This window comes from Micromonospora trifolii, assembly GCF_022229005.1.
GTDB lineage: Bacteria > Actinomycetota > Actinomycetes > Mycobacteriales > Micromonosporaceae > Micromonospora > Micromonospora trifolii.
This window is the reverse complement of the sequence record NZ_JAKKFD010000018.1, coordinates 1-12986: the sequence shown is the minus strand read 5'-3', so window position 1 is coordinate 12986 and position 12986 is coordinate 1. Positions and strand designations below refer to the sequence as shown.

7 protein-coding genes and 1 rRNA gene are annotated in these 12986 nt (G+C 72.3%); 3 read left to right on the top strand and 5 right to left on the bottom strand.

Features of this window, described 5'->3' with window-relative positions; translation table 11 throughout:
• Both NIE79_RS12005 and NIE79_RS12000 read right to left on the bottom strand, forming a co-directional pair.
• The gene (locus NIE79_RS12005) at nt 1–1746 is read right to left on the bottom strand and encodes an MmpA family trehalose lipid delivery protein (RefSeq protein WP_238678629.1); all 1746 of its coding nucleotides are present in this window, start codon (nt 1744–1746) and stop codon (nt 1–3) included.
• Nucleotides 1747–3624 (bottom strand): glycosyltransferase family protein, encoded by a 1878-nt coding sequence (locus NIE79_RS12000; protein WP_372471471.1) that lies wholly within the window; start codon nt 3622–3624, stop codon nt 1747–1749. It abuts the gene before it with no gap.
• Between the two features lie 166 nt (nt 3625–3790).
• Here NIE79_RS12000 and NIE79_RS11995 point away from each other — a divergent pair, with 166 nt between their 5' ends.
• Nucleotides 3791–8161: an alpha-(1->3)-arabinofuranosyltransferase gene (locus NIE79_RS11995; protein ID WP_238678627.1), complete on the top strand. Its 4371-nt coding sequence runs from the start codon at nt 3791–3793 to the stop codon at nt 8159–8161.
• Complete coding sequence (locus NIE79_RS11990; protein WP_238678626.1) at nt 8158–9498, top strand: lipopolysaccharide biosynthesis protein; 1341 nt, start codon at nt 8158–8160, stop codon at nt 9496–9498. Before NIE79_RS11995 ends, NIE79_RS11990 begins: the two co-directional genes overlap by 4 nt.
• Here the strand turns inward: NIE79_RS11990 and nudC are convergent.
• Nucleotides 9395–10312 (bottom strand): NAD(+) diphosphatase, encoded by a 918-nt coding sequence (gene nudC, locus NIE79_RS11985; protein ID WP_238678625.1) that lies wholly within the window; start codon nt 10310–10312, stop codon nt 9395–9397. The genes NIE79_RS11990 and nudC overlap by 104 nt on opposite strands.
• Before the next feature lie 182 nt (nt 10313–10494).
• Between nudC and NIE79_RS11980 the strand changes: the two genes are divergently transcribed.
• Nucleotides 10495–12315, top strand: coding sequence for a VanW family protein (locus NIE79_RS11980; RefSeq protein ID WP_238678624.1), 1821 nt, complete (start codon nt 10495–10497; stop codon nt 12313–12315).
• On the opposite strand, the gene NIE79_RS11975 is transcribed toward NIE79_RS11980, so the two are convergent.
• Together NIE79_RS11975 and rrf are read right to left on the bottom strand one after the other, a co-directional pair.
• The gene (locus tag NIE79_RS11975; protein ID WP_238678623.1) at nt 12288–12551 is read right to left on the bottom strand and encodes a hypothetical protein; all 264 of its coding nucleotides are present in this window, start codon (nt 12549–12551) and stop codon (nt 12288–12290) included. The genes NIE79_RS11980 and NIE79_RS11975 overlap by 28 nt on opposite strands.
• Nucleotides 12552–12899: 348 nt before the next feature.
• A 5S ribosomal RNA gene (rrf, locus tag NIE79_RS34270) occupies nt 12900–12986 on the bottom strand; the annotation flags it as partial.

The window sequence follows — 12986 nt, the reverse complement described above, 5'->3', positions numbered from 1 at the left end:
TTACCACGCGGTAGCTCGCCGGTGTAGTGCCGAAACGGCGGCAGCGATGACCACCAGAAGGGCAACGCTGAGGGCCGCCACCACCGCCAGTCGGGCCGGCCCGGACCCGCCCGATTCCCGCACCGTCGCCGGGTTGCGGTACAGCGTGAGGAACGGTCCGTCGTGGACGCGCACCAGGCCGCCGAGCACCTGAGGATCCACCTCGCCGGAGACCTCGTGCTGCACCAGGACCCAGCGCACCCCGGTGGTCCAGACCGGCCGCCCCTCGGCCAGCGCCTGGCGCATCTCACGGACGCGTGGGTTCTCGCCGGCCACGGCGACGTCGCCGACGCGGAGCGTGTCGTCGGTCAGCACCGTCCCCGGCAGGTAGCGGGGCGCCGGGTCCAGGACGACCCGGCCCGGGTTCCACGGGTACGCCCGGTACGCGCTCAGCGGCAACGCGAGGATCTCCCCCGGCTCCTCCTCGATGTGCTCGGCCACCCGCTGCCACTCCGCCGGGTAGCTCACCGGACGAAGCCGACCGACACCGCCGAACGCGAGGTCCGGCAGGACTGCCACCGGCAGGAACAGCAACCCGACCAGGACCACCCCGGCCACCTCCCGGTCGATCCGGGCCACCAGCCGCTCGGCCCCCAACGCCGCGCAGACCACCAGCAGCAGGGCGTACGGCGCCAGGAACTTCTGGCCGTCTCGCAACAGCCCCGCGCCCGGCAGGTGCACCACCGCCCAGCGCAGCGCGGCATCCCCGCCGGGGAGCAGCCCGAAGGCGGCGAGCAGACAACCGGTCCCGGCGAGCACCGCCAGCCGCGCCGCGACACCCGGGGGCAGCCGGCGCCGCAGCAGGCCCGCACCGACACCGGCCAGGAGCAGCAGCACCACTGTCGCCAGCGGCACCAGCGGCCCGGCGCGACTGGAGGGGGTGGCCTGCGCGCTCCAGATGCCGCCGGTGCCGGCCAGCGCCACCAGCGGGCCGGCCCAGTTCTCCGAACGCGCAGCGAACGCCGCCACCCCCGCCGGGTCCGAGGAACCCCCGGCGCCGGTGACCAGGGCCGCGACCACCCAGGGGGCGTTGAGCACTCCGACCGCCGCCAACGCCTGCCGGGACCGGTGCGGATGCATCCGCTGCGACACCAGCAGCGACCGGGGCGCGCGCATCCGGTCCGACGCCAGCACCAGCACCGTGCCCAGCGCGATCAGACCACCGGTCGGCGTAATGGCGGCGGGAGCGGCGGCGAGCACCACCCGGGCGAGCGCGCCGTCGCGCCCCGCCCGCAGGTCCAGCGCCGCCCGCACCAGCCAGGGCAGCGCGGCGTACGCGAGCAGCAACCCCCACTGCCCGATCAGCAACCGCTCGGCGAGGTACGGCGTCCACGCGTACGCCAATGCGGCGAACAGACGCACCGCGCGCCGGTCGGTCGGCACCAACCGGCCGGCGCCGACCGCCGCGAGGAAGACAGCCCCGGCCAGCGCCAACCGCTGCACCAACCAGCCCGGCACGACCTGGGTGACCAGCGAGACCAGTGCGTCCATCGGCACCGCCCGGGGCAGACTCTGCGCCGGGGCGACCAGATCCCAGGTCAACGGCTGCCGGGGTACGAACACCATGTCGTACAGCAACGCGTAGCCGGGCGCCGCCAGCGGGGCCAGCACCACCACAGTGACCGCCGCCGCGAGCGCGTACAGCGACAGCGTGTCCCGCGCCCGCCGAACCGGTGCGGCCTCGACGCCGCCGGTCGGCTCAACCATTCACGATGCCGGCACCGCCCGGCCGACGGTGATCAGCTCGGTGCACACCCCGACCCCTGGCGTCCGCACTGTGACCTCGACGGCGTCCCCCGCACCCTCCAGCAGGAAGAACAGGTCGTTCAGCCCTTTACGCAGGGTGATCTCGCGCGTGGCGTCGCCGAGCCGGAACAGCGCTGTCGAGTCACCCGAGCTGAGGTAGCCGAAGTGCACCACGTACGGCCACTCCACCAGGTACCCGTCCAACGGGATCCGAGTGGGTTGGCCGCCCTGGGCCAGGTGCCCGCAGCCGTCCACCGGACCGGGCATGATCTTCCGACCCTGGACCACCACCGGACGGATCCGGCCCAGATCATCGAAAGTCGACGGTCGCGCGGCCTCCGTCACGAAGGTGGGTCGACGCTCGGCCGGGCGGAAGAAGTGCGACTGGCGATTGTCCGGCCAGAAGTAACCGGCGACGACCCGGTCCGGGACCGCTGTGTCGAAGAAGACCGTGCCCGGCGGCGCGGCGGCGAGCTCGGCCTGCGTCGTCGCGAGATAGTCCCGCCCGTACTTGGTGCTCCAGTTGTCGCCGAAACGGGCAGTGCTCCACAGGGTGCCCACGCCGATTGTCGCCAGGACGACGATCATCGAGACCAGGCCGACCGCGAAGGCACCCGGCTCCCGCAGGACCGTCGGCACCGGCCACGCCGACACCTCGTCCTCGTCGGTGTCCTTGATCCCCAGCAGGGCCGCGCCGACACAGATCGCGGCGACCAGCACCACGTCGGCCACGTACCGGGGGACGACGCCGACCAGTGGACCGAGCGGGCCACCCAACCGGGTGACGGCGAAGAGCGTGGCGACCAGGCCGAGGTAGGAGGTGAGCAGCAGCCAGGCCCGGCCGGCCGACGGACGCCGCCGGACGGTGACCACGACCAGCGTCGCCAGCACCGCCCACGACAACCACTTGGCGATGTCGTACGGGTCGGCGAGCGGGGGACCGTCACCGGCGTAGGTCCAGCGCCACGGACCGCCGAGCAGACCCGGCACCACTGTCTTGCCGACCAGGTCACCGAGGAAGTTGAGGACCGGACCGACCGAGGTCGGATCCCGCAGTTCACCGGAGGGACGGGTCAGGTAGAACGCCAGGTATCCCCCCGACAGGGCGCTGAGTATCAACCAGGCCGGCCAGTGCCGGCGGATCGCCGTCGCAAGACTGCGCCACACGCCACCGGACGTGAACAGAAAGACGGTCAGCAGGAACAGCAACGGCACGATCAGCAGGGACTTGGTGTCGAAGAACAGGCCGAACACCAGCCAGAACGCGACCGCCACGAGGTGCCGCAGGCGACCGGTCCGCACGTACCGGACCTGGGCTGCCACCGCCATGACCAGGGCCAACTGCATCGGCAGCACGAGCAGGCCGACCAACCACAGCGACGAGACCTCAAGCGTCAGCGGGCTGAACACGAACAGGCACAGCGGAATGAGCAGGCCCCAACCGGGCCGGAGCAGATCGCGCAGCAACCGGTAGACAGCGAGCCCGGTCGCCGCCTGACCAACAGCCAGCAGCAACACCCACGGCCAGGTGGCGAAGCCCGCCGCCCGCACCATCGCCCACGCCACCAACAGGCCGCCGGGCATGAGGTGGTTGTTGAACGTACGCAGGAGATAGTCCGCGTCCAGCCCGGTGTCGAGAACCTGGGCGGCGATGACGAACTCGTCCTGCGAGAACCAGCCACGGGTGGCGAGGCCGGCGCGCCAGGCGACGGACACGGCGATGAGGGCGATCGCCACGGCGCGAACGGCGTCGGCGCGAAGCCATCGGCCGATCGGCCCCGGCCCGCCGCCATCGGACGCGACGCGTTCCGGATGCGTCTCGGCCTCAGCTTCTGGCATTGACATGGTCGGCAGCCTGCCACACGCTTACACGCCGTGGGGACGGCCGTTCTCCCGATAACGCCACCGCAGCGCCCCTGGTCGCCCGTCCGTGCCCGGTCCGGATAACGTCGCGCGACAGTCGTCGGCTGCAGGTGCGCGTCCGGCCGTGAAGACAGGAGCCGACATGCGTGCAGAGGTGGCCAGTGGCGCCGCTCCGGGGTCCAGCCGGAGCCGGCACACGGCCCGACGGTTCCGGCACCTGGTCATCTGCATCGCACTCACCGCCCTCGCCTTCCAGCAGGCCCCGGGCCAGGTCGTCCCGGACACCAAGGTCGACCTGTCCGTCAACCCGGCCGGCTGGCTGCTCCGCTCGCTGCACCTGTGGGACCCCACCGGCACGTTCGGCCAACTACAGAACCAGGCGTACGGCTATCTCTGGCCGATGGGCCCGTTCTTCCTGCTCGGGTCGGAGTCCGGCCTCGCACCATGGGTGGTGCAGCGGCTGTGGTGGGCACTGCTCTTCTGTGTCGCCTACCTGGGGGCCGTGCGCCTGGCGGGCAGGCTCACCATCGGAACGCCCGCCGGCCGCATGATCGCCGGCGTCGCCTTCGCGCTGTCACCGCGCATCCTCACCCAGCTGGGCTGGTCCTCGGTGGAAGCCTGGCCCAGCGCCGTCGCCCCCTGGGTGCTCATTCCACTTGTCGGTCTCGCCGCCGGCACGCGACTGCGACGCGCCGTCGCCGCGTCGGCCATCGCCGTCGCCTGCGCCGGTGGGGTGAACGCCACTGCCGTGTTCGCCGTGGTGCCACTGGCAGTGCTCTGGCTCGCCACCCTCCAGCCAGTACGCCGCCGGGTCACCGCCATCGCCGCCTGGTGTGCCGCTGTGGCCCTGGCCACCGCGTGGTGGCTGGTTCCGCTGCTGGTCCTCGGGCGGTACAGCCCACCCTTCCTGGACTACATCGAGACCGCCCGGAACACCACGAGCGTCACCGACGCGGCGACGACGCTGCGCGGCGCCTCGTACTGGGTCGCCTACCTGGCCTCCCCGTTCGGGCCGACAATCCCGTCCGGGGCGCGGCTCGCCAACGAGGCGGTGCTGGTCGCCGCCACCCTGGCTGTCGCCGCCCTCGGTGTGCTCGGGCTGTCCCGACGAGGGATGCCGCACCGCCGGTTCCTCATCACCGGTCTGATTCTCGGCGTCGCGCTCGTCGGGCTCGGGCACGTCGGCGACCTGCCGAACATCCTCGCCGGACCACAGCGGGAGTTCCTCGACGGCGTCGGCGCACCCCTGCGCAACGTGCACAAGTTCGACGTCCTGCTCCGCCTACCCCTGTGCCTGGGCATGGCGCACCTGATCGGGCTGGCCGTCCGGGCGGCGCGCACCGCGCCCGCCCGGCACCGCCCGCGAACCGTCGCCCGCGCCTGGCTGACCGCCGGCGCCGCCATCGTCGCCGTCACGGCGGTCGCCACACCCGCCCTCGCGGGCGGTCTCGCCACCCCGGGCAGCGTCAAGGAGGTGCCCGGTTACTGGCACGACGCCACCGACTGGCTCGACGCGAACACGGGGCGCGGGCGGGTGCTCGTCGTGCCCGGGGCACGCTTCCCGTCGTACGACTGGGGCAACACCACCGACGAGATCACCCAGCCGCTGCTCAACAGCCGGTGGGCGGTACGCAACGCCATCCCCTTCACCCCGCCGACGACGATCCGGCTGCTGGACGCGATCGAGTCGACGCTCGCCACCGGCGCCGGGTCGACCGGACTGGCGGACCTGCTGGCCCGATCCGGGATCAGTCACGTCCTGTTCCGCGCCGACCTCGACCACGGCCGCTCCGACACGGCCCGCCCAGCGGTGGTCCGGCAGGCGCTGGAACGCTCACCCGGGCTGACCCGCGTCACGTCCTTCGGCCCCCTTCGCGGCGGGCCCTCGTCTCCCGACGAGTTCCGCGACCATGGGCTCGACGTGCCCGTCCGGGCGCTGGAGGTCTACCGGGTCGACCGGCCCGTCGAGCCGGTGGTCGCCTACGACAGAACCGACGTGACAACAGTGGTGGGCGGCCCCGAGTCACTGCTCGACCTCGCCGCGGCGGGGCAGCTCGGCCCGGCGCCCACCATCCTGGCCGGCGACACGTCGACCGCCGACGTCGCCGGGCCGGTGGCGATGACCGATGGGCTGCGCAGACGCGACGTGTCGTTCGGTGGGCTGCGCGACAACACGTCCCAGACGCTGACCGCCGACGACACCTTCGAGGTCGACGCGCCCGCCCACGACTACCTGCCCGAGTGGGGTGCCCAGCACTCCACCGTCGCCCGTTTCGAGGGCATCAACGCGATCCGCACCTCCACCTCCCGCTCACAGGTGGACTCTCCGGGCGGCGCCCGCCCCGAGCACCAGCCGTACGCGGCGATGGACGGCAACCCGGCGACCTCCTGGCAGTCCGCGCCGTACTCGCCCAGCAACCAGCAGTGGATCGAGGCAGGACTCGCCAACCCGACGAAGGTGACCCGGGTCGAGGTGTGGTTCGACCTGAAGGCCGATGCCCTGCCCACCACTGTGACCGTCAGCGCCGGGTACGAGAGCAGCACCATCGAACAGTTCAGCGACCACATGGTGTTCGAACTGCCCGGCGTGCACGCCACCCGCGAGGTCCGGGTAGCGGTCGACAGCGCGTACGACCTGCGCCCGTTGGGAAACGGCTCGGTCGGCATCGCCGAGATCAAGGTTCCGGGCATCCAGACCAGCCGCACCCTGGTCCTGCCCGCCGCACCCGTCACCGACCGGCCGGCGACCGTCGTCGTGTCGGCGGCACCCACCACGCCGGCCTGCTTCTCCGTCGACGGGCACCCGCGCTGCTCCACCGACGCCGTCCGTGGTTCCGAGGACGCGTCCACAATCGACCGAACCCTGACCCTGCCGGCGGCCGGCGCGTACGACGCCGAACTGTGGGCGCGGCCCACGGCCGGCCCCGACCTGGACAACGCCCTCGACAAGGTGGTGACCGACGCGCAGCCGCTGCGCCTCGCGGCGCAGATCAGCGCCTCCTCGACGGCCGTGCCCGACCCGACCGGCCGGGCCGGGGCGGCGCTCGACGGGAACCCCGCCACCAGTTGGTCACCGGCGATCGACGACGAGGCACCGATCCTGCGACTGAAGTGGCTCAAGCCGCAGACTGTCAGCGGGCTCCGCTTCACCGTCGACGACAAGACAGCCGCCACCCGGCTCGGCAGTGTGCGGGTGGTCGGCGACGACGGCTTCCGCAGCAGCCTGCTCGGCGACGACGGGTTGCTCCGCCTGGACCCGCCGATGCGGACCGACGAGATCACCATCCAGTTCCTCGACAAGCCATCCGCCGCCAGCACCGACCCGTACAAGCTGCGGTTGCCGGAGAAGTTGCCCGTCGCGGTCGGTGAGGTGACAGTGCTACCCGGAGCGCCCACCGTCGGGCCGAGCCCCGACACACCCCTGGCGCTGGCCTGCGGGTCGGGGCCGACGCTCCAGATCGGCGCGGCGCGGGTGACCACCACGCTGCGCGGCACGCTCCGTGACCTGCTGGAAATGCGCGAGATGCCGGTGACGCCGTGCGGCCGGGCCACGCCCCGGCAGCTCGACCTGGGCCGCGGGGAACACCGCATCGTCGCCACCCCGAGCCAGTTGGCCTCACCCGTCCGGGTCGCCCTGGTGCCCCGGACGACCACGCCGGCCTCGACGGCCACCCCGCCGGCCGCCAGCGCCACCGAGATCGAATCCTGGGAGGCCACCGAGCGACGGGTACGGGTGGCCAGTCATCCCGTCAACCGGGTGCTCGCCGTGCGGGAGAACACCAACACCGGCTGGCAGGCCACCCTCGGTGGGCGAACGCTGAAACCACTGGTGGTGGACGGGTGGCAGCAGGGCTGGATCCTTCCCGCCGGCGCCTCCGGAGAGGTGCTGTTGCGTTTCGCCCCGGACACCCCGTACCGGGCGGGGCTTCTCCTCGGCGGCACCCTGCTCGCGGTGGTGGTCCTGCTCGCGGTGCTGCCCGCCCGACACCCTCGCGGGGGCGCCTCGGCGACCGTCGTACCGCGCGGCCGACGCCGGGTCACCCGCTCGCTGCCGCTGCTGGCGGTCGGGGCCGCCGCGCTGGTGCTGTGGAGCGGCCTCATCGGCGGTCTGCTGGTCGCTGCGGGTTTCATGCTGGCGGTACCCGGCCCACGTCGCCTGCCGTGGCCGGCCGACCCACGTCGGGCCAGGACGATCAGCCGGGCCGTCGAGACCTGGCTTCCCGGCGCGCTCGTCCTGCTCGCCGGGTTGCTCTACCTCGATTCGACGCGGCGGAACACCGACGCGCTGGTGCAACTCACGATCGTCGTCGCCCTGGGTGCCCTCTGGCTCTCCACCGCCGCCCGACGACGCCCGGTACGCTGGCCCACGCCGACCGCCGCGACCGCAGCCGTTGCGCCGGCCGCGCTGGTCGCGGAGGACCCGAAGCCATACCCGGCCAAGCTGGACGAGACCGAGCCGGAACCGGCCGGACCAGCCGACGGGCAGCTTCCGACCTTCTCCGAGATCACATGAGCCCCCGACTACCCGTCCGTCGGGAGAAGACGGCCCAGACGGAGCTGACACGCGGCTGGAGCACTGGCCTCGGCGCTGCCGGGGTCAGCGTCACAGTGGCCGGGGTCCTCGTCAACGGCCTTGCCTACCTGGTGCCGGTGCTGGCCGCCCGGCGACTCGACCCGGCCGACCTCAGCGCGCTCGCCGCCGCCCTCGGGCTGGTGGCCATCGTCGGTGTGCCCGGGCTCGGCCTGCAACTGGCCGTCGCCGTGCACCACTCCCGCCACGGTGCCTCCGACACCCGGCGGCTCACAGCCGTCACCGCCGCCGTGTGCGCGGGAACCCTCGTCGCGGCGACACCACTGCTGGTCACCGCCCTGGATCTCCCGGTCGAGATGCCCGCGCTGCTGGCGGTCACCACAGCGGCGATAGTGCTCTCCTCCCGGTCCCTCGGGGAGTTGCAGGGTGGCCAGCGCTTCGTACGACTCGCCATCGGGATGGCAGTGCTCGCCGCCGGCCGCTACGGCGGCGTGATCGCCGGGTTGCTGCTCGGCGCGGGACCGACCGGCGCGCTGGCGGTCGGCGCGTTGACCGCCGCCCTCACCCCGGCGGTGCTGGCCCGACTCGCCCGTGAGCCCGGACGGTCGTCCACCGCCCCACGGCTGACCGCCGCCCAGGTCGTTGCCGGCTGCGGTGCGACACTGGCGATGCTCGTCGTCTCCTACGCCGATCTGCTGCTGGCCCGACAACTGCTGTCCCCGTCGGATTCCGGGGCGTACTCGGTCGGCACCGTCCTGAGCAAGGGCGCGCTCTGGGCGCCGCAGGTCGCCGCCGTTCTCGCCCTACCTCGGCTGGCCCGCGGTGACCGGCGCAGCCGGACGGTTGCGCTCGCGGTGACGGGCGGCTGCGGCCTGGTGCTGGTCCTCGCCTCGACGCTCGCCGGAGGGCTCGCCTTCCGCCTCGCCGGTGGGCCCGACTACGACCACCTGGGCCGGTACGCGCCCCTCTTCGCGGCGGTCGGTGCGCTCTACGCGGTGACGTTCGTCCTGCTCAACGACCGCCTCGCGGCCGGCGCACGCTGGGCGGCGGCACCGCTGTGGGTGGGCGTGGTCGGCCTGGTGGCCGTCACCGCGACCCTCCGGCCGCACAGCGTCCCCGGTCTTCTCCTCGCTGCCCTGGGCACTGCCATCGTCACCACAGCGCTGATGGCGGTGACGGCCCGTCGGCCCGCGCCGGTTCCGGCGACCGAGCCGACTAGCTCTCCGCGAGCCAGTCCGTCAGCAGTCGGTGGTCGATCGAATCCACCCGACCGAGCGGACGACCCGAGGCCGCCCGGTCCCGCAGCTCCGCCCGGGTGAACCAGCGGGCCTCCAGCAGCTCCTCGCCGTCTACGCGCACCTCGTCGGAGGTGGCGGTGGCCCGGAAGCCCACCATCAGGCCGGCGGGGAACGGCCACGCCTGTGACCCCTGGTAGGTCACGTCGGTGACTGTCACGCCCGCCTCCTCGCCCATCTCCCGACGGACCGCGTCCTCCAGGCTCTCGCCGATCTCGACGAAGCCGGCCAGCGTCGAGTACGCGTCCTCGGCCGCGCCCGCGTGCCGGGCCAGCAGACAGCGCCCCGACCGACCGGGTGCCTCGACCAACACGATGATCGCCGGCTCGATCCGTGGGAACAGCAGGCGTTCGCACTCCGTCCCGGTGCAGGTCCGCAGGTGCCCGCCGCCGTCGGCGACGGCCGGCGCACCGCACGTCCCGCAGAATCGCTGCTGCCGGTGCCAGTGCAGCAGACCCCTGGCGTACGCATGAACGGCCGCGTCGCCGGGTTCGAGCCGCCCGACCAGTGCTCGCACGTCGACGGACCGCACCGCACCGGCCATCTCGACGGCGGACCGCTCGGGGAGCGCGGAGAGGTCCGCGGCGAACACGGCGGTCTCCCCGTCGAGCCCCAGGAAGACGGTCTCGCCGGCGGCGGACCGGACCAGTGCGGCCCGCTCCGCGCTGAGCCGAACCGGGCCGTGCCCGTCGACGAGACAACGGTCCCGCCACATCGGCAACAGCACTGTGGTCGACTCGGTGAGCAGCGCGCCCAACCGCGTCGGATCGGTGCGCAACGGGCCCGCCCGGTCCAGCGATCCGCCCCCGTACGCCAACACCCGCTCCGCAGTGTCCACAGGGTCACCGTGCCACGTCGGCGGTCCGCCGTCGGCACCGCCCCCGGACCGGTGCGACACGCCGAACGACACGCGGTAGCAGCGCCTGGTGGGCGCAGCCCCCGAGGACGGCCGGGCATTCGTTACCGTAGGTGCCTCCGGGAGGGAGGACCTCCCGCGGCACCCTGGCGATCGAGGTTGCAGTGACGCTGTACGGCGAAAACAGTCCACCCGCCGACGACCGGCCCACAGTGCAGGTCACCGCGGTCACCTGGCCGGACGATGGACCCGAGCCGGCCACCACAGCCGCTCCCGGCGAGCCGGACGGCGGCCCGCGCCGGCCGCGTCGGGTGCGGATGCTGCTCGCCTCCGGCATCACCGGTGGCGTCCTCGCCGCCGTGGCGGGTGCCGGAGCCTGGGCGTACGCCGGTGACGTTCCCCGTGGCACCAGCGTGCTCGGCACCGAACTGGGCGGCCGGAGCCGCGCGGACGCCGACCGGGAGTTGCGGGCTGAGCTGGACCGCCGGGCGGCAACGCTCGCCACGCCGCTGAAGGTCACCGTCGACGGGCGTACCGCCGAGATCAACCCGGCCGACGTGGGGCTGACCGTCGACGTGCCGGCGACCGTCGCGGCAGCCGCTGAGGCGGACGCGCACCCGGTCAGCCGGTTGGTCGGCTCCCGCACCGTCGAGCCGGTGGTGACAGTCGACGTGGGCCGGTTGGACGACGCGCTCCGTAAGGTGCTCGGCGACAAGGCCCAGGGCATGACGATGCCGACGATCGCCTATCAGGGCACCACGCCGAAGGTCGTACAACCCAAGCCCGGGCTGGCTCTCAACCCGGAGCGTTCCGCCGAGGTGGTCCGCACCGGCTGGTTGGCCGGCGCCCCGGTCACCGTGCCCCTGGTGGAGACCCACCCGGCGACCACCCCGGAGGAGTTGGACCGGATGGTCAGCGAGCTGGCGAAGCCGGCCGTCGCCGCGCCGGTCACCCTGCGCACGAACAAGGGCCAGGTCACGATCCCGCCCGCCGCCATCGCGAAGAGCCTCCGGTTCGGCGCCGACAAGACCGGCAAGCTCACCGCCTCGGTGGACGTCAAACGCCTGAGGACGGCGCTCGGCGACAAGCTGGCCGCCATCGAGGTGCCGCCGAAGGACGCCACCATGACGATTTCCGGTGGCCGGCCCACGGCCAAGGAGGGGCGATCCGGGCAGCAGCTGGACACGGCAGCCCTCGGTCGGGACCTGCTGGCCGTGCTACCGAAGGCGGACGGCCGCGAGGTGACCGGCGAGTTGAAGCCGACGCCGCCGCAGCTGACCGGGGAGAAGCTCGCCGGTCTGGGCATCAAGGAGCGGGTGTCGACCTTCACCACCCGGTTCACCGGCGGCATGACCTCGTCGCGCAGCCAGAACATCGCGACCATCGCGAGGAAGGTGGACGGCACCGTCGTGCTGCCCGGGAAGACGTTCTCGCTCAACGGGCACACCGGCGAGCGCGGCTACGCCCAGGGCTACCGGGACGCGCCTGTCATCCTCGACGGCAAACTGGTGCCGGGCGTGGGCGGCGGCACCTCGCAGTTCACCACCACGCTGTTCAACGCTACCTACTACGCCGGCCTGGAGGACGTCGAGCACAAGCCGCACTCGTACTGGTTCGACAGGTACCCGGCGGTCATCGAGTCGACAATCTTCTGGCCCAGTCTGGACTTCAAGTTCCGCAACAACACCGAGTACGGCGTGCTCATCGACACCTCGTACACGTCCAGCACGATCACCGTGTCCATCTGGAGCACGAAGATCTACGACAGCGTGAAGACCGAGTACGGGCCACGCCGCAACATCACGACGCCGAAGCAGATCCACCTGGCTCCCGGCCCCTCGTGCATCGAGACCAATGGCATCAACGGCTTCACCCAGGACGCCTTCCGGGTCATCAAGAAGGACGGCGCGGTGGTCAAGCGGGAGAAGTTCACCTGGCGCTACGACGCCGAGCCCCGCTACGTCTGCGGTCCGAAGACGTCCTGAAGTCCCACCCGCCCATTGCGCTTGCCGCCCTGCTGTGGCATCGGCACCGTACGACTCTCCTGAACCCGGATCTCGGCCCGGAATCTGTGCGCCGCGGGGTGCCACATCTCCTCGAACGGACCCATGACCTCGCCACCGATGCCACGACGACGGACCCGGGACGCGAGCCACCAGAGCGTGCCCAGGATCGCCGCCACGCAGCCCGCGAAGACCGCAAATATCAGGACCTCATCCACAGGCCGAGCCTAGCCCTGGGCGCCAGGCCCAGACTTGGACCTGGACCTGAACCTGGACCTGGACCTGGACCGCCTCGATCTTGCACTTTCGGTCGTCGCAAACGCCCGCCCAACCGTGGCCCGACCGCAAGATCGCGCAACATCCTGAATGTAGTGGCCTCACGACGTGCGGACACCACTACAACCAGGATCGAGCGTGACCTTGGCGGCCTCGGGCGCGTCGAACCCCTGTGCACGGCCTCACCGGTCGTCCCGTGGCCCCGCATATCAGGATCCCGGGTCGATCAACCAGACAGGGAAACGCAGATTAGGCCACCCCCCGATGGGGGTGGCCTAATCTGGAAGATTGTCCGGCGGCGTCCTACTCTCCCACACCCTCACGAGTGCAGTACCATCGGCGCTGGAGGGCTTAGCTTCCGGGTTCGGCACTTCACC